16 protein-coding genes are annotated in these 16,768 nt (G+C 68.6%); 10 read left to right on the top strand and 6 right to left on the bottom strand.

Annotation, left to right across the window (positions count from 1 at the left end; genetic code table 11):
• Positions 1-37: 37 nt before the first annotated feature.
• Entirely contained in the window at positions 38-406 is a 369-nt protein-coding gene (locus tag G6N33_RS02400) for an OB-fold nucleic acid binding domain-containing protein (protein ID WP_044511067.1), read from the top strand.
• Complete coding sequence (locus G6N33_RS02395) at positions 403-1,077, top strand: DUF3159 domain-containing protein (protein ID WP_044511069.1); 675 nt, start codon at positions 403-405, stop codon at positions 1,075-1,077. Before G6N33_RS02400 ends, G6N33_RS02395 begins: the two co-directional genes overlap by 4 nt.
• Here G6N33_RS02395 and G6N33_RS02390 read toward each other — a convergent pair.
• On the bottom strand, positions 1,074-1,748 hold the full coding sequence (locus tag G6N33_RS02390; protein ID WP_044511071.1) for a potassium channel family protein: 675 nt from the start codon (positions 1,746-1,748) through the stop codon (positions 1,074-1,076). The genes G6N33_RS02395 and G6N33_RS02390 overlap by 4 nt on opposite strands.
• Before the next feature lie 37 nt (positions 1,749-1,785).
• A complete protein-coding gene (locus tag G6N33_RS02385; RefSeq protein WP_101528231.1) occupies positions 1,786-2,469 on the bottom strand; it encodes a potassium channel family protein in 684 nt (227 codons plus the stop codon).
• A gap of 133 nt (positions 2,470-2,602) precedes the next feature.
• Here G6N33_RS02385 and G6N33_RS02380 point away from each other — a divergent pair, with 133 nt between their 5' ends.
• From G6N33_RS02380 to dxs, 4 genes are read left to right on the top strand one after another with little or no spacing between them, the layout of a single operon-like run.
• Positions 2,603-4,597: an APC family permease gene (locus tag G6N33_RS02380; protein WP_044511072.1), complete on the top strand. Its 1,995-nt coding sequence runs from the start codon at positions 2,603-2,605 to the stop codon at positions 4,595-4,597.
• Positions 4,598-4,620: 23 nt separating this feature from the next.
• Positions 4,621-5,847, top strand: a complete 1,227-nt coding sequence (locus G6N33_RS02375) for a class I SAM-dependent RNA methyltransferase (protein ID WP_044511074.1) — start codon at positions 4,621-4,623, stop codon at positions 5,845-5,847.
• Positions 5,844-7,307 carry a cation:proton antiporter domain-containing protein gene (locus G6N33_RS02370; protein WP_044513209.1) on the top strand — a complete coding sequence of 488 codons (1,464 nt, stop codon included), beginning with the start codon at positions 5,844-5,846 and terminating at the stop codon, positions 7,305-7,307. Before G6N33_RS02375 ends, G6N33_RS02370 begins: the two co-directional genes overlap by 4 nt.
• A gap of 48 nt (positions 7,308-7,355) precedes the next feature.
• A complete protein-coding gene (gene dxs, locus G6N33_RS02365) occupies positions 7,356-9,269 on the top strand; it encodes a 1-deoxy-D-xylulose-5-phosphate synthase (protein WP_044511075.1) in 1,914 nt (637 codons plus the stop codon).
• Here dxs and G6N33_RS02360 read toward each other — a convergent pair.
• From G6N33_RS02360 to G6N33_RS02350, 3 genes are all read right to left on the bottom strand, one after another.
• Positions 9,266-10,579 (bottom strand): ribonuclease D, encoded by a 1,314-nt coding sequence (locus G6N33_RS02360; protein WP_101528230.1) that lies wholly within the window; start codon positions 10,577-10,579, stop codon positions 9,266-9,268. The two genes, dxs and G6N33_RS02360, sit on opposite strands and share 4 nt — an antisense overlap.
• Position 10,580: 1 nt before the next feature.
• Positions 10,581-11,213, bottom strand: coding sequence for a DUF3000 domain-containing protein (locus G6N33_RS02355; protein WP_408632758.1), 633 nt, complete (start codon positions 11,211-11,213; stop codon positions 10,581-10,583).
• 131 nt (positions 11,214-11,344) lie between these two features.
• On the bottom strand, positions 11,345-12,166 hold the full coding sequence (locus tag G6N33_RS02350) for an enoyl-CoA hydratase/isomerase family protein (RefSeq protein WP_044511078.1): 822 nt from the start codon (positions 12,164-12,166) through the stop codon (positions 11,345-11,347).
• Positions 12,167-12,248: 82 nt separating this feature from the next.
• On the opposite strand from G6N33_RS02350, the gene hemE reads away from it, so the two are divergent.
• The 4 genes from hemE to G6N33_RS02325 all read left to right on the top strand — a co-directional run bounded on the left by hemE (position 12,249) and on the right by G6N33_RS02325 (position 16,225).
• Complete coding sequence (gene hemE / locus G6N33_RS02345; protein ID WP_044511080.1) at positions 12,249-13,298, top strand: uroporphyrinogen decarboxylase; 1,050 nt, start codon at positions 12,249-12,251, stop codon at positions 13,296-13,298.
• Positions 13,295-14,671: a protoporphyrinogen oxidase gene (locus G6N33_RS02340; protein ID WP_101528229.1), complete on the top strand. Its 1,377-nt coding sequence runs from the start codon at positions 13,295-13,297 to the stop codon at positions 14,669-14,671. Before hemE ends, G6N33_RS02340 begins: the two co-directional genes overlap by 4 nt.
• A 5-nt stretch (positions 14,672-14,676) precedes the next feature.
• Positions 14,677-15,372 (top strand): hydrogen peroxide-dependent heme synthase, encoded by a 696-nt coding sequence (gene hemQ, locus G6N33_RS02335; RefSeq protein ID WP_044511084.1) that lies wholly within the window; start codon positions 14,677-14,679, stop codon positions 15,370-15,372.
• A gap of 100 nt (positions 15,373-15,472) precedes the next feature.
• Positions 15,473-16,225, top strand: a complete 753-nt coding sequence (locus G6N33_RS02325; protein ID WP_044511086.1) for a class I SAM-dependent methyltransferase — start codon at positions 15,473-15,475, stop codon at positions 16,223-16,225.
• Positions 16,226-16,306: 81 nt separating this feature from the next.
• On the opposite strand, the gene msrB is transcribed toward G6N33_RS02325, so the two are convergent.
• On the bottom strand, positions 16,307-16,732 hold the full coding sequence (msrB, locus tag G6N33_RS02320; protein WP_044511088.1) for a peptide-methionine (R)-S-oxide reductase MsrB: 426 nt from the start codon (positions 16,730-16,732) through the stop codon (positions 16,307-16,309).
• Between the last annotated feature and the right edge of the window lie 36 nt (positions 16,733-16,768).

The following is a 16,768-nucleotide window of genomic DNA, read 5'->3' as shown; positions in this document are numbered from 1 at the left end:
AAGCACCGCAGCTTTATCGGAATTGTCAGGAGTAGCCATGGGGGCTCAAGGGTATTTGCGCCGCCTCACTCGTCGGTTGACAGAGGACCCGGAGCAACGCGATTCCGAAGAGCTGTCCGACGAAGTCGCCAGTACCGGCGCGCAGCGGGTGATCGATTGCGAACGCGGCCAGGAGGTCACGATGGTCGGCACTTTGCGCAGCGTGGAATGTAACGGCAAGAACTGCGCGGGCGGAGTCAAGGCCGAGCTGTTCGACGGCAGCGACACCGTGACCCTGGTCTGGCTGGGCCAGCGCCGCATCCCCGGCATTGATTCGGGCCGCACTTTGCGGGTCCGCGGGCGGATGGGCAAGCTGGAGAACGGAACCAAGGCCATCTACAACCCGCACTACGAAATTCAGCGTTGAGTCTTCCCGATAACCCGTCTAATCGCTTCAGTCCGGATCGCCTGCTCAATCAGCTGGGCGGAGTGAGTGGTGTCGTCTACTCGTCGCTGCCCGTCGTCGTCTTCGTCGCCGTGTCCAGCGCCGCGGGTCTGGTGCCCGCGATCGGGTCGGCATTGGGCGTGGCCGGACTTGTGTTGGTGTGGCGGCTGATTCGACGTGATTCGACGCAACCGGCGTTCTCCGGATTCGTCGGCGTCGCGGTCTGCGCGCTGATCGCCTACGTCGTCGGCGCATCCAAGGGCTACTTCCTGCTCGGCATCTGGATCTCGCTGCTGTGGGCGCTGGTGTTCGCGGTATCCGTGGCGATCCGCCGGCCGCTGGTCGGCTACGCCTGGAGCTGGGCGGGCGGCCGTGACCGACGCTGGCGCAAAGTGCCGCGAGCCGTGTACGCGTTCGACGTCGCCTCGCTGTGCTGGGTGCTGGTCTTCGGCGCGCGGTTCGTGGTGCAGCGGCTGCTGTACGACGCCGATCAGACCGGCTGGCTGGCGGCCGCGCGTATCGGGATGGGTTGGCCGTTGACCGCCCTGGCGGGGCTGGTGACCTACGCGGCGATCAAAGCCGCTCAGCGGGCCCTGGCCGCCGCCGACACCGTCTTGGATCCGGCGGTTGAGGCCGACACCTTCGGCGATTAAGTCGCGGGCGGCGCGGACGGCAGCAGCAGCTTGCGCAGGTCCTCTTCGACCTCGGTGACCGCGACGAAGAGCAATTCGTCGCCGCCTTCCAACGGCTCGTCGTCCTCCGGCACGATGACCCGCGATCCTCGCAGGATGGTGACCAGCGCGGCGTCGCGCGGCAGATCGAGCCGGCGCACCGGCTTGCCACCCCACGGCGTGTCGTCGGGCAGGGTGATCTCGACCAGGTTGGCCTGACCCCGCCGGAATTCCATCAGACGCACCAAATCGCCTACGGCGACGGCCTCTTCGATCAGCGACGCCAGCATCCGCGGTGTCGACACCGCCACATCGACACCCCACGCGTCGGTGAACAGCCATTCGTTGCGGGGGTCGTTGACCCGGGCCACCACCCGCGGCACCGCAAACTCCGTCTTGGCCAGCAACGACAGCACCACGTTGGCCTTGTCGTCACCGGTCGCGGCGACCACCACGTCGAAACCCTCGAGGTGCACCGACTCCAGCAGGCTCAATTCACAGGCATCGCCGAGACGCCAGTGTGCGGCCGGAATCGCGTCCACATCGACGTGATCGGGATTGCGTTCAATCAGCGTCACGTCATGGTTGTTCTCGAGCAGCTCCCGGGTGACCGAGCGGCCGACCGCACCCGCCCCGGCGACAACTACCTTCATCTGCGCCGCTCCTTAGTCGCGGTCGGCCCGCCGGGGCTCAATGCCCCGCCCCCGAATCGATGTCCTCTGCGGGTGGCAGCGCCGCGATGGCCACCGCCTCGGCCGCACGGCCGGAGATCGCGGCGATGTAGACCTGATCACCGGCCTGAATGACCGTCTTGGGCTCCGGCAGGACGCCGGTGCCGAACCGGATCAAGAACGCCACTCGGGCGCCGGTGGCCTGCTCGAGATCAGTCGCGCGGCGCCCGACCCAGTCCTCGTGCAGGACGACCTCGGACACCGCGACGGTGCCGGTGGGGTCGCGCCACTTGGCGGTCTCGCTCTCCCGGGTCAGCGCATTGAGCAGGCGATCGGTGGTCCACGGCACGGTGGCGATCGTCGGAATGCCCAGCCGCTCGTACACCTCGGCGCGTTTGGCGTCGTAGATGCGGGCCACGACGCGCTTGACGCCGAACGTTTCGCGAGCCAGCCGCGCCGAGATGATGTTGGAGTTGTCGCCGGACGACACCGCCGCGAACGCGTCGGCCTCCTCGATGCGCGCCTTCAGCAGCACATCACGGTCGAATCCCTGACCCAGCACTCGCTCGCCGGCGAACTCGGGGCTCAACCGGTTGAACGCGGCACTGTCGCGGTCGATCACGGCCACATCGTGACCGATGCGGGACAAGCCGTCGGCCAAGGACGAGCCCACTCGGCCGCAACCCATCACAACCACCCGCACGTAAGGTCCTCTCGGCTGGGTCCTGTCTGTGTCATTCCATCGGCAAACTCAATTGGCCAGCCGATTTCCGTTGGGAACATTCTCGCTCACGGAACGCTACCGGCACGGCCCGTTACGCTTACTCTTGGCTCTCGTGTCCAAACTTTCAACCGCAGCGCGCCGGTTGCTGATCGGTCGGCCGCAGCGTAGCGACCGGCTGAGCCACACCCTGCTGCCCAAGCGCATCGCCTTGCCGGTGTTCGCCTCGGACGCGCTGTCCTCGGTGGCCTATGCGCCTGAGGAAATCTTTCTGATGCTCTCGGTCGCGGGGGCGGCCGCCTACGCGCTGACGCCGTGGATCGGGCTCGCGGTGGCCGCGGTCATGCTGGTCGTGGTGGCCAGCTACCGGCAGAATGTGCACGCCTACCCGTCCGGGGGTGGTGACTACGAGGTGGTCACCACCAACCTCGGCGAGACCGCCGGCCTGGTCGTGGCCAGTGCGCTAATGGTGGATTACGTTCTCACCGTTGCTGTTTCGACCTCATCGGCGATGGCGAACATCGGTTCGGCAGTTCCGACTGTGGCGAACAACAAAGTGTGGTTCTGCGTGGGCGCCATCCTGTTGGTGATGGCGCTGAACCTGCGCGGCATCCGCGAGTCCGGGGTGGCTTTCGCAATCCCCACCTACGCCTTCATCGTCGGCGTCGTGGTGATGATCGGCTGGGGTTTGTTCCGGATTTTCGTGCTGGGCAACCCGTTGCGCGCCGCCTCCGCGGGTTTTCAGATGCATGCCGAGCACGGCCAGATTGTCGGGTTTGCGTTTGCGTTCTTGCTGGCCCGTTCGTTCTCGTCGGGCTGCGCGGCGCTGACCGGTGTGGAGGCCATCAGCAACGGGGTGCCGGCTTTTGAAAAACCCAAGTCGCGCAACGCCGCAACGACATTGCTGATGCTCGGCGGGATCGCGGTGACGCTGCTGATGGGCATCATCGTGCTGGCTCAGCAGATACATGTGCAGGTGGTCGACGATCCCGCCACCCAGCTGAGCGGCATCCCGGCCGGCTACTTGCAGAAGACTCTGGTGACGCAGCTGGCGGAGACGGTGTTCGGCGACTTTCGCATCGGATTCCTGCTGATCGCCACGGTGACGGCGCTGATCCTGGTGCTGGCGGCCAACACCGCGTTCAACGGATTCCCGGTACTCGGGTCGGTGCTGGCGCAGCACAGCTACCTGCCTCGCCAACTGCACACCCGCGGTGACCGGCTGGCGTTCTCCAACGGCATCTTGTTCCTGTCGGCGGCGGCGCTGTCGTTCGTCATCGCCTTCCGCGGTGAGGTCACCGCGCTGATCCAGCTCTACATCGTCGGGGTGTTCATCTCCTTCACGCTGAGCCAAATCGGCATGGTCCGGCATTGGAGCCGGATGTTGCGCACCGAGACCGACCCCGCGGTGCGGCGCAAGATGATGCGCTCGCGCGTGGTCAACACGGTTGGCTTGCTGTCCACCGGTGCGGTGCTGTTGGTGGTCCTGGTCACGAAGTTCCTTGCCGGGGCGTGGATCGCGATCGTCGCGATGGGCGCACTGTTCGTCGTCATGAAGCTGATCCGCAAGCACTACGACACCGTCAACCGGGAGCTGGAAGAGCAAGCCGCCACCCAGCGCGACGTGGTGTTGCCCAGCCGCAACCACGCGCTGGTGCTGGTGTCGAAGTTGCACTTGCCGACGCTGCGGGCACTGGCGTACGCGCGCGCGACCCGGCCTGACGTGCTCGAGGCATTGACCGTCAGCGTCGACGACGCGGAAACCCGTAAGCTGGTGCACGATTGGGAGGAAAGCGAAGTCAGTGTGCCGCTCAAGGTGATTGCCTCGCCCTACCGTGAAATCACTAGGCCCATCCTTGATTACGTGAAACGGGTCGCCAAGGAATCCCCACGCACGGTGGTGACGGTGTTCATCCCGGAGTATGTCGTCGGGCACTGGTGGGAGCAGCTGCTGCACAACCAGAGCGCGTTGCGGCTCAAAGGCCGGTTACTGTTCATGCCCAACGTGATGGTCACTTCCGTTCCGTGGCAACTTAATTCGTCGGAGCGACTCAAGACGCTGCAACCGCATGCCGCGCCCGGCGACGCCCGCCGCGGGATCTTCGACTGACTCGGCTCGGCGAGGGATACGTAGTGCGGTCCGAAGGGTCAGTAGCGGAGCTTTCGCTGGTCACCGGCGCGCCCGCCAACGGCGGCAGCTGTGTGGCGCACCACGAAGGTCGGGTGGTGTTCGTGCGTTACGCCCTGCCCAACGAGCGGGTGCGGGTGCGAGTCACCGCGGACCGCGGATCCTATTGGCACGCAGAGGTTCTCGAGGTGATCGAACCGTCGGCGGATCGGATCGACTCGCTGTGTCCGATCGCCGGGGTGCACGGCGCCGGCTGTTGCGATCTGGCGTTCGCCAGGCCCGAGGCGGTCCGCGCGCTCAAAGCGCAGATCGTGGCCAACCAGCTGGAGCGGTTGGCCGCCCATCGCTGGAGCGGTGAAGCCGAACCGCTCTCGGACGGTGGCGCGACCGGCTGGCGCACCCGGGTGCGTCTGGAAGTCGGAGCGGACGCGCGGCCCGGCTTCCACCGTTACCACAGCGAGGAATTGGTCGCCGATCTGCGCTGCGCGCAACTGGTGCCGGGGATGCTGGACGGGCTGGTGCAGGCGTGCACGGCGGCGGATCTGACGCCTACCGCCCAGCTGCATGTCGCCGTCGACGACGACGACCGGCGCCATGTGGTGCGCACGCTGCGCCAGGGCGGGCGGACGGTGACCAATGTGGTGCAAGGCGACTACGAGGCAACCCAGCGGGTGAGCCAGCGGAGCTGGCAGGTCCCGGTGACCGCCTTCTGGCAGGCGCACCGCCACGCACCGCGGGTCTATAGCGGGCTGGTCGCCCAGTGGGCGCAGCCCGGCACCGGCATGCGGGTGTGGGATCTCTACGGCGGCGTCGGGGTCTTCGCCGCCACGTTGGCCGACGCAGTCGGGGAGTCCGGACGGGTGCTCACCGTCGACACCTCGCGAGCGTCGACCCGGGCGGCGCGGGCAGCGCTGGCCGATCTGCCGCAGGTGGACGTCGTCACCGACTCGGTGCGCCGTGCGATCTCGACGCAACCGGCCGGTGCCGACGTCGCAGTCCTCGACCCGCCCCGGTCGGGTGCCGGCCGCGACGTGATCGGCCTACTCGCCGCGTCCGGTATTCCACGGGTGGTCCACATCGGTTGCGAGGCAGCGTCTTTCGCCCGCGACATCGGCATCTACCTGGGTCACGGTTACACGGTCGAACGGATCAAGGTGTTCGATGCGTTCCCGCTGACCCACCACATCGAGTGCGTGGCGCTGCTCACCCGAGCACGGGTGTCCGCACCATGAATGAGACGCTGCGCTACGCGGCGCTCGTATTGTTCTGCAGTGCCGTCGGTTTGGCCGCTGTGCTGGCGAACCGCCTGACCGAGCGGGTGAAAATCCCAGTGCCGCTGCTGGTTCTCATCGGGGCCGCCGTCGCGGTGCACGCGCTGCCCGCCGTGCAAGCCCCGTCCGAGCTGGCGGTGGAGCGGGTCATGACCATCGCGCTGGTGTTGGTGTTGTTCGACGGGGGAATGCACATCGGGCCGTCGCGGTTTCGTGCGGCCGCCGTCCCGATCCTCTCGGTCGGCGTCGTGGGCACCGCGCTGACCGCCGCGGGGGCGGCGTTGATCGTCCATTACGTCTGCGGCATCGGCTGGTTTCCCGCGGTGCTGGTGGCCACAGCAGTGGCGCCCACCGACCCGGCCGTGGTGTTCTCGGTGTTGGGCAAACGGGAGATCAGGGGCCGCAGCAGCACCATCCTGGAGGGCGAGTCCGGCGCCAACGATCCGGTCGGCATCGCGTTGATGTCCAGCCTGATCGCCGCCGGCGGGCTGAGCGTGGCCGGATTCGCCAGTGTGGGAACGCAATTCCTCGCGCAGATGGTGGTGGGCCTGGCCGTCGGGGTACTCGGCGGGCGCGCGCTGCTTGTGTTCATGCGTCGGGTGGCACTGCCGAGCGAAGGCCTCTACGCGCTGCGCACGTTGGCGTCGTGTCTGATGCTCTACGGCATTGCCACGCTGGCGCACGGGTCGGGATACCTGGCGGTGTTCGTCGCCGGCATCGTCATCGGCGACGCCCGCGCGCCCTACAAGCCGGAAATCAAGCGGTTCCACGCCGCGTTGGCCGGGCTGGCCGAGATTGTCGCGTTCGCCGTGCTGGGGTTGACCGTCGACCTCACGGTGCTGGGCCGGCCGGACGTCTGGGTGCCCGGGGTCATCCTCGGCGTGGCCCTGACGGTGGTGATCCGGCCGTTGGCGGTGGGCGCCTGCCTGCTTCCGGTGCGGCTGCAGCGCAACGAACGCATCTTCGTTCTGCTCGCCGGGCTCAAAGGGGCGGTGCCGATTCTGCTCGGTGAGTTTCTGCGGGCCGCCCACATCGCCGACGCGGACCGGCTGTACGGGATCGTGGTGGTGGTCGTCATCTTTTCGGTGCTGGTGCAGGGCAGTTCGGTGCCGGGGCTGGCGCGACTGTTGCGGCTGCCCATGCGCACCGTGCAGACCCGGCCCTGGCAGATCGGTGTGCGCCTCGCCGACGAACCGGAAGGGGTCCATCGGTTCAGCGTGGCCCGGGGGTCGGCCGCCGAGCGGTGCACGGTGCAGGGTCTGGGCGACCGCGTCGGCGACATCTGGGTGAGCATTGTGGTCCGCACCACCGGGCTGGTGCCGGTGCGCGGCGACACCGAACTGCAGGCCGGGGACGAGGTCGTCGTCCTGGCCGATCCCGAGCTGCACGACACCCTGGCCGAACTCTTCGGCGGCCGGTAGGCCCCGCGCTTACCCGATGTTCCGGCGGGCGCTGCGTACACTGACGAGATGCTCGAACAGATCCGCGGGCCTGCTGATTTGCAGCACCTGTCGCAGCGGCAGCTTCGCGATCTGGCCCAGGAGATTCGCGACTTTCTCATCCACAAGGTGGCGGCTACCGGCGGCCACCTGGGTCCCAACCTCGGTGTGGTCGAGCTGACGCTGGCGCTGCATCGGGTGTTCGACTCGCCGCACGATCCGATCATTTTCGACACCGGCCACCAGGCCTACGTGCACAAGATGCTGACCGGGCGCTGCCAGGACTTCGAGACGCTGCGCAAAAAGGGCGGGTTGTCGGGGTATCCGTCGCGGGCCGAAAGCGAGCACGACTGGGTGGAGTCCAGCCACGCCAGCGCCGCGCTGTCTTACGCCGACGGCCTGGCCAAGGCGTTCGAGCTGACCGGGCACCGCAACCGGCACGTCGTTGCGGTGGTCGGCGACGGCGCGCTGACCGGCGGCATGTGTTGGGAGGCGCTGAACAACATCGCGGCCTCCCGTCGCCCGGTGATCGTCGTGGTCAACGACAACGGGCGCAGCTACGCGCCCACGATCGGCGGTGTCGCCGACCACCTGGCGATGCTCCGGCTGCAACCGGCCTACGAGCAGATGCTGGAAAAAGGCCGCGACGTGATGCGCGCGGTGCCGCTGATCGGTGAGATCTGCTACCACTTCATGCACAGCGTCAAGGCGGGCATCAAGGACTCGCTGGCGCCACAGTTGCTGTTCACCGACCTCGGGCTGAAGTACGTCGGCCCGGTCGACGGCCATGACGAACGCGCGGTGGAGGCCGCGCTGCGGCGGGCCCGCGGCTTCGGCGGCCCGGTGATCGTGCATGTCGCCACCCGCAAGGGCATGGGTTACCCGCCGGCCGAGGCCGACGAGGCCGAGCAGATGCACTCGACGGTGCCGATCGACCCGGCCACCGGGCAGGCGACCAAGATTCCCGGCCCGGGTTGGACGGCGACGTTCTCCGAGGCGCTGATCAACTACGCGAGGAAGCGTCGCGACATCGTGGCGATCACCGCGGCGATGCCCGGCCCCACCGGGCTGACGGCGTTCGGGCAGCGGTTCCCCGATCGGTTGTTCGACGTCGGCATCGCCGAGCAGCACGCGATCACCTCGGCGGCGGGGCTGGCGATGGGTGGAATGCACCCGGTGGTGGCCATCTACTCGACGTTCCTCAACCGGGCGTTCGACCAGATCATGATGGACGTCGCGTTGCACAAACTGCCGGTCACCTTCGTGCTCGATCGCGCCGGCATCACCGGGTCCGACGGCCCCAGCCACAACGGCATGTGGGACATGTCGATGCTGAACATTGTTCCCGGCATGCGGGTGGCCGCCCCGCGGGACGGCGCCCGGCTGCGTGAGGAACTCGGCGAGGCGCTCGACGTGAATGACGGCCCGACCGCGATACGGTTCCCTAAAGGCGATGTGGGCGAAGACATTCCGGCCCTCGAGCAGCGCTCGGGAGTCGACGTGCTTGCCGTGCCCGCCGAGGGGCTGAACCACGATGTGCTGTTGGTGGCAGTCGGCGCGTTCGCGTCGATGGGACTGCAGGTGGCCAAGCGGTTGCACAACCAGGGGATCGGCGTGACCGTGATCGACCCGCGGTGGGTGTTGCCGGTGTCGGACGGTGTCCTCGAACTGGCGGCGCAGCACAAGCTGCTCGTCACCTGTGAGGACAACGGCGTCAATGGCGGTGTGGGGTCGGCGGTTTCGGCCGCGCTACGCCGTGCCGAGATCGACATGCCGTGCCGTGACGTCGGCCTGAGCCAGGAGTTCTACGAGCACGCCTCACGCGGTGAGGTGCTCGCCGACCTCGGGCTGACCGACCAGGACGTGGCCCGCCGGATCACGGGTTGGGTTGCGGCACTGGGCAGTTGCGAATCTGAGACGGAGATCCGCGAACACCTCGACTAGGAGTCTTTGGCGTTGCGGGGCGGCTGCAGCGCGGTCGCCAGCACGGGGTCGACCAGTCCGCGTTGCCAGGCCCGCGCCTGGCCCGCACACAGGAATTCGTCGACGGCCTCGACCGGATCCGAAGCGTCCTCCCAGTCCCAGCACAGCCGTCGCACCAGGTCGGGTGCCACCAGGTTCTCGGTCGGCACGTGCACCCGCTCCGACAGCTTCGACAGCCCGGCCCTTGCCGCGTCCAGCCGGGCGGCCGCCTCGGGTTTGCGCCGGCTCCAGCGTGCCGGCGGGGGCGGCCCGTTCGGCGGTTCGGCGTCTTCCGGCGGCTCCGGGCTCTCGCGCGCGGCCTGCAGCGCGGCCAGCCACATCGCGGCGCTGCGCCGCTGGTTGCGCCCGCCGAACACCGGCAGGGCGATCAGGTCGTCGACCGTCTTCGGGTCGGCCAGCGCGGCGTCGATGATGGCCGAATCCGGCAGGATGCGGCGCGGCGCAATGTCGCGGCGCGCGGCGATGTTGTCGCGGGCCGTCCACAATTCGCGCACTGCCGCCAGGCCGCGACGGTCGCGGACCCGGTGGATGCCCGACGTGCGTCGCCAGCGGTCGCGCCGGGGTGCCGCCTCCCTGTCTGCGACGCTGCGCAGGTAGTCGAATTCCTGTGCAGCCCAATCGCTTTTGCCCTGTTCGGCCAACGCGGCCGCGACCGCCGCGCGCAACTCCACCAGCAGTTCGACATCCAGCGCCGCGTAGTTGAGCCACTCGGTCGGCAGCGGACGTTTGGACCAGTCGGCGGCGCCGTGGCCCTTGACCAAGCCGTGGCCCAGCAGCCGTTCGGTCATCGCCGCCAGGTTCACCCGCTCGAACCCGGCCAGCCGGCCGGCCAGCTCGGTGTCGTAGAGCGCGGGCGGGCGCATGCCGACCTCGGCCAGGCAGGGCAGGTCTTGATCGGCGGCGTGCAGGATCCACTCGTCGGTGCCCAGCACCTCGGCGACGGGCCGCAGCGCGGCCAGCGGATCGACACCGTGGCTGACCGGGTCGATCAGCACGGTGCCGGCGCCGGCCCGCCGGATCTGGATTAGGTAGGCCCGATTGGAATAGCGAAAGCCGGATGCCCGTTCGGCATCCACCGCGAACGGGCCGTGCCCGCGGTCCAGCTGGCGTGCGGCATCGGCTATCTGGTCGACGGTGACCGATAGCTCGGGTATCCCGTCGGCCGGGTGCAGCAGGGGAGCGGCCCCCGGTTCGAGCGCCGGCTCGAGCACGGTGTCGCCGGGGTCATCGGGCGCGGTGCCGTCGGGCCCGGGGGCCTCCGGTTCCCGCATGTCAGGCGCGTGACCGCGAGCTCAGGTCGGTGACCCCGGCCGGCGGTAGGCCTGCGGCATGCTCGAGCACCTCGCAGAACGCCTCGACATGCACCCCGACGGCCGGTGTGGTCGCCGTCCAGGAGGCTCGGAGTTCGAGTTGGTGGGCTCGTGGCGGCCCGGAGATGTCGCCGTAGCGCACGGACGTGGTCGCGGTGACGGTGCCGCCGAGCGCGGTCATCTGGTCGGTGCGCGATTCCAGCGCCTCGACCAACCAGCTCCACGCCACCTCGGGCAGCAGCGGGTCGACGGCCTCGTGCGAGTCCAGATCGGCCTGGATGTAGGCGACCAGGCGGATGGTGCCGTCCCAGGCGTCGGCGCCGTCCGGGTCGTGCAGCAGGATCAACCGGCCGAACGCGTCGCCCTCGGACCGTTCGGGCACGATGTCGAGATCGGGGTGCTTGACCTCGGCGCCCAGGGCGTAGCTGAACGGTGCCAGGCGCTGTGGGGGGCGGATGGGGCCCAGCTCGATCTCCGGGCGGGCGTGCACGGCGTTCATCGCCGCTACCGCCTCGCGGAACGGGGCCGGTTCGACTGAGGTCACTGCCGCCCCTCCTCTTCGCCTCCGGTCCGCATCGTCGTATGCGCGGGTCACAGGCATCGACGCTAGACCCATCGTCTGACCCGCCGCGACAGGCGCGCCGCTTTCAAACCCCGCGCGACCAAGCTGTTACCGGGGCTCCGCCGGTCCGTGACCAAACGCTGATGACCCTGATCAGACGGCATTCAGCTGGTAAACCGCGCCGGGCGTTTCTCGCGATGGGCGGCCAATCCTTCCTGCACGTCGGGGCCGCTGAAACTGAGGAATTCCAGGCCCAGCGACGTCTCGAAGGCCGGTGCGAACATGCGATACCAGTGGTTGAGGCTGTGTTTGGTCCAGCGGATGGCGTTCTGCGCGCCCTGGGCCAGGTCGCCGGCGATGCGGCTCGCGGTCGCCAGCACCTCGTCGTCGTCGACGCACACCGATACCAGGCCGATGCGTTCGGCTTCCTCGCCCAGCAACGTGTCGCAGGTCATCAGGTAGTACTTGGCCTTGGCCATGCCGACCAGCAGCGGCCAGCAGATCGCGGCGTGGTCGCCGGCCGCCACCCCGAGTTTGGTGTGCCCGTCGATGAGTCTGGCGGTCCGCCCGGCCACCGAGATATCGGCCAGCAGGGCCACCACCAGGCCGGCGCCGACGGCGGGGCCGCGGATGGCCGAAACCACCGGTTTGTCGAAGTTGACGATGTTGAGCACCAGGTCGCGGGCTTCGCGCATGATGCGCAGCCGGCCCTCGTAGTCGCCGATGGTCTCCGCGATCAGATCGAAGCTGCCGCCGGAGGAGAAGGCCTTGCCCTCGCCGCGGACCAGGACCGCGCGCACGGTGGGATCGCGATCGATCACCGGCCAGACATCGGCCAGGTCGCGGTGCATCTGCGGGCCGACCGAATTGAGCCCCGGGGCGTCCAGGACCAGCGTCAGCACACCGTCCAGGCCGGTGTCGTCGGCCGTCTCGAAGCGAAGGCTGGGGAATTCGTCGTAATTCACGGGGACAGGCGCTACGGGCACGGGCTCGATGTTACGCAGCGGGTCTGGGCCCGGGCGGCCGCCGCCGGGGCACCAAACCGGCAGCGTGGCAGCATTGTCTCCGATGAGTACGCGTCGTGAACTTCCCGAGTCGCCCTATCTGGCGGCGGTCACCGGCCGCAAACCCGGCCGGGTGCCGGTGTGGTTCATGCGGCAGGCGGGCCGCTCGCTGCCCGAGTACCGGGCGCTGCGCCAGCACCACACCATGCTGGCGGCCTGTCTCGAGCCCGATGTGGTCTGCGAGATCACCCTGCAGCCCGTTCGCCGCCACGACGTGGACGCCGCGATCCTGTTCTCCGACATCGTCGTACCGCTGCGCGCCGCCGGCGTCGACCTGGATATCGTTGCCGACGTCGGACCGGTGATCGCTCACCCGATCCGCACCGACGCTGACATTGCCGCTATGAAACCCGTTGATCCGCAAGCGATTCAGCCGGTCTGCCGGGCGGTCTCGTTGCTGGTCGACGCGCTGGGTGACGTCCCGCTGATCGGTTTCGCCGGTGCTCCGTTCACGCTGGCGTCGTATCTGGTCGAGGGCGGTCCCAGCCGCAATCACGCCCGTACCAAGGCGATGATGCTGGCCGCGCCGGCGAGCTGGCACGCGCTGATGTCGAAACTGACCGACCTCACGGTGGAGTTCCTGCGTGGACAGATCCACGCGGGGGTGGATGCCATCCAGGTATTCGACTCGTGGGCGGGGACGCTGTCGCTGGCCGACTACCGCCAATACGTGTTGCCGCACAGTTCCCGCGTCTTTGCGACACTGGCCGAATACGGCTTGCCGATGACGCATTTCGGAGTCGGGACGGCCGAGTTGCTGGGCGCGATGGGCGAAGCGGGCGCCACCGTCGTCGGTGTGGACTGGCGAACCTCGCTCACCGACGCGGCCGCCCGGGTGGGGGCCGGCACCGCATTGCAGGGCAACCTCGATCCGGTGGTGGCGCTGGCCGGTTGGCCGGTGGTGGAACGCGCGGCTCGCGCCGTCGTCGACGATGGCCGCCGCGCCGTGGATGCCGGAGCCGCGGGCCACGTCTTCAACCTCGGTCACGGAGTGTTGCCCGAGACCGATCCCGGTGTACTCACCGACCTGGTGTCGTTGGTCCACTCGCTATGACCGCTCGCTCGTATTGCGTTGTGGGCGGCGGGATTTCCGGCTTGACGGCGGCTTACCGGCTGCGCATGGCGGCCGGCGCCGATGCGAACATCGTGCTGTTCGATCCGGGCGAGAAGCTGGGCGGGATCTTGCGCACCGAACGGGTCGGCGGACGGCCGATGGATCTGGGCGCCGAGGCGTTCGTGCTGCGCCGGCCGGAGATGCCGGCGCTGCTGGCCGAGCTGGGCCTGTCCGACCGCCAACTCGGCACCACCGGGGCCCGGCCGCTGCTCTACAGCCAGCGGCGGCTGCATCCGCTGCCGGCGGGCACGGTGGTCGGGATCCCGTCGTCGTCGGCGGCGGTGGCCGCACTCGTCGACGACGCCACGGTCGCGCGGATCGACGCCGAGCCGGGCCGGCCGCTGGACTGGCGACCCGGAAGTGATCCCGCCACAGCCAATTTGGTCGGCGAACGGTTCGGCGAGCAGACTGTGGCCCGGTCGGTGGACCCGCTGCTGAGCGGGGTGTACGCGGGCTCGGCGGCCACCATCGGGCTGCGCGCCGCGGCCCCCAGTGTGGCGGCCGCGCTGGATCGCGGCGCCGCCAGCCTGACCGACGCGGTCCGCCAGGGGCTGCCGCCGGCGACGGGTGCTCCGGTGTTCGGCGCGCTGGACGGCGGCTACCGGGTGCTGGTCGACGAACTCGCCGCCCGCTCCGGGGCGCGCTGGGTGCCGGCGGCTGTCGACCGGCTCGACCGCGGCGAGCGGGGTTGGGTGCTGCGCGACGGTACCAGCGCGCACTGGGACGCCGACGCGGTGGTCCTGGCCGTTCCGGCTCCGCGCCTGGCGGGTCTGCTCGACGGGGTCGCCGCGCAGAGCTGCGCGGCCGCGCGGCGGATCGCCAGCGCATCGTCGGTGGTGGTCGCCCTGGCGGTGCCGGGTGACACGGCGTTTCCGGAATGTTCGGGTGTGCTGGTGGCCACCGGGGAAGCGTTGCGCGGCAAGGCGATCACGTTGTCGTCACGCAAGTGGGGGGTGCCGGGCGAGGTGCAATACCTGCGGTTGTCCTTCGGGCGGTTCGGCGACGATCTGGCCGTCACCGCGTCCGACGAGGAGCTGCTGGCGTGGGCGGCCGAGGACTTGGCCACGGTGTTCGGCCTGTACGTCGAGCCCGTCGATGCGCGCGTGCAGCGATGGGTCGACGCGATGCCGCAGTACGGCCCGGGGCATGCCGCGGTGGTCGACGAGCTGCGGGCCGGGCTGCCGCCGACGATCGCCGTGGCCGGCAGTTTCCTGGACGGGATCGGCGTGCCGGCCTGTATCGGCGCGGCGGGCAAGGCCGCCGAGCGGGTGATCAGGGCCACCGAGGGTTCGGACGCGGAAGTGGCACGATAGGTCTCATGGCCAAGATCGACTTTGACGCCCTGAACTCGACGATCCGTTACCTGATGTTCTCGGTGTTCTCGGTGGAGCCCGGCGAGTTGGGTGACCAGCGCGACGCCGTTATCGACGAGACCACCCGATTTCTCAAGCAGCAAGAAGAACGCGGCGTCGTGGTGCGCGGCCTCTACGATGTCGCCGGCCTGCGCGCCGACGCCGATTTTATGATCTGGACGCATGCCGAGCGTGTCGAGGCGCTGCAGGCGACCTACGCCGATTTCCGCCGGACCACCACGCTGGGGCAGCTCAGCTCGCCGGTGTGGAGCAGCGTGGCGTTGCACCGGCCGGCGGAGTTCAACAAGAGCCACATCCCGGCGTTCCTGGCGGGCGAGGAACCGGGCAATTACATCTGCGTCTATCCATTCGTGCGGTCCTACGAGTGGTACCTGCTACCCGACGAGGAGCGCCGCCGCATGCTCGCCGAGCACGGCATGGCCGCCCGCGAATACAAGGATGTGCGCGCCAATACGGTGCCGGCCTTCGCGCTAGGTGACTACGAGTGGATCCTGGCCTTCGAAGCGCCCGAGTTGCACCGGATCGTCGACTTGATGCGGGAACTTCGCGCCACCGATGCCCGCCGGCACACCCGCGAGGAGACACCGTTTTTCACCGGCCCCCGGGTGGCCGTCGAGCAGTTGGTGAATGCCCTGCCATGATCGCGCCGGCGACGATGCAGAGCGAAGCGATGGGGAGGAGTGGCGCCATGTCCGCGCCGGCGACGATGCAGAGCGAAGCGATGGGCAGGAGTGGCGCCAGGTGACGACCCCGTTCGATCCCCGCGACCCTGCCCGATTCGAGGAGGCGTACCGCGACGAGCGGACGTCGCGCGGTCTGCCCATCGCCACCCCGTGGGACATCGGCGGTCCGCAGCCCGTGGTTCAGCAACTCGTCGCGCTCGGCGCGATCAAAGGCGAGGTGCTCGACCCGGGCACCGGCCCGGGCCATCACGCGATTTACTATGCGTCCAAAGGCTATTCGGCGACCGGCATCGACGGGTCGGCGGCGGCGCTGGAGCGGGCCCGTGCGAATGCCCAAAAGGCCGGTGTGTCGGTCACTTTCGAGTTGGCCGACGCCACCAAGCTGGACGGGCTGGAGAACCGGTTCGACACCGTCGTCGACTGCGCCTTCTACCACACCTTCAGCACCGAGCCCGAGCTTCGGCAGTCCTACGTGCAGGCGTTGCACCGTGCGACCAAGCCGGGCGCACGGTTGTACATGTTCGAGTTCGGCGAACACAGCGTCAACGGCTTCAAGATGCTGCGGTCGTTGTCCGAGAACGACTTTCGCGACGTGCTGCCGTCCGGGGGGTGGGAGATCACGTATCTGGGCACCACGACCTACCGGGTCAACGTGAGCGTGGAGAGCATCGAGCTGATGGTCGCCCGCAATCCCGACATGGCCGAGCAGGCCGAGCAGTTGCTGGAGCGATTCCGGGTGATCGAGCCGTGGCTCGACGGTGCGCCGGCACACGCGCCGTTCTGGGAAGTGCACGCCACCCGCATCGACTGACGGCGCGGGCCCCGCCACACCACGCGACTTTCGGGCGGCGTGTCGTCGCAACTGGTTAAGGGTCGCGGCGGAACAAGAAAGCTAGCCTTCCGTCGGTACCAGGCGCAGCGAGATCGAGTTGATGCAGTACCGCTGGTCGGTCGGCGTCGGGTAGCCCTCACCGGCAAACACGTGACCGAGATGACTGTGGCAGTTCGCGCACAGCACCTCGGTGCGGGTGGTGCCGAACGAGTGATCGGGACGCAGGATCACCGCGTCGGATTTCGCCGGGTCGAAGAACGACGGCCAGCCGCAGTGTGAATCGAACTTCTCGGTGCTGCGGAAGAGTTCGGCCCCGCAGGCCCGGCATTGGTAGACGCCTTGAGTTTTGGTGTCGGTGTACTCGCCGGTGAACGGCCGCTCGGTGCCGGCGCGGCGTAACACCTGGAACTCCTCGGCGGTGAGCTTCTTGCGCCACTCGTCATCGGTCAGCTGGACCTTGGGCTGCGACAAGTCTGAGGAAGTCATCAGTCCACGCTAGCGCGAATGCCGGTGGCCCGCTGC

The organism is Mycobacterium simiae, from assembly GCF_010727605.1.
Classification (GTDB): domain Bacteria; phylum Actinomycetota; class Actinomycetes; order Mycobacteriales; family Mycobacteriaceae; genus Mycobacterium; species Mycobacterium simiae.
The sequence above is the reverse complement of the archived record's forward strand: the minus strand, read 5'-3'. Positions and strand labels throughout refer to the sequence as shown.

Excerpts from the sequence above, each read along its gene's own strand:
- G6N33_RS02400 (WP_044511067.1), top strand. The coding sequence starts at position 38 with ATGGGGGCTCAAGGGTATTTGCGCCGCCTCACTCGTCGGTTGACAGAG.
- G6N33_RS02390 (WP_044511071.1), bottom strand. The coding sequence starts at position 1,748 with ATGAAGGTAGTTGTCGCCGGGGCGGGTGCGGTCGGCCGCTCGGTCACC.
- G6N33_RS02370 (WP_044513209.1), top strand. The coding sequence starts at position 5,844 with ATGAATGAGACGCTGCGCTACGCGGCGCTCGTATTGTTCTGCAGTGCC.
- dxs (WP_044511075.1), top strand. The coding sequence starts at position 7,356 with ATGCTCGAACAGATCCGCGGGCCTGCTGATTTGCAGCACCTGTCGCAG.
- G6N33_RS02360 (WP_101528230.1), bottom strand. The coding sequence starts at position 10,579 with ATGCGGGAACCGGAGGCCCCCGGGCCCGACGGCACCGCGCCCGATGAC.
- hemE (WP_044511080.1), top strand. The coding sequence starts at position 12,249 with ATGAGTACGCGTCGTGAACTTCCCGAGTCGCCCTATCTGGCGGCGGTC.
- G6N33_RS02340 (WP_101528229.1), top strand. The coding sequence starts at position 13,295 with ATGACCGCTCGCTCGTATTGCGTTGTGGGCGGCGGGATTTCCGGCTTG.
- hemQ (WP_044511084.1), top strand. The coding sequence starts at position 14,677 with ATGGCCAAGATCGACTTTGACGCCCTGAACTCGACGATCCGTTACCTG.
- msrB (WP_044511088.1), bottom strand. The coding sequence starts at position 16,732 with ATGACTTCCTCAGACTTGTCGCAGCCCAAGGTCCAGCTGACCGATGAC.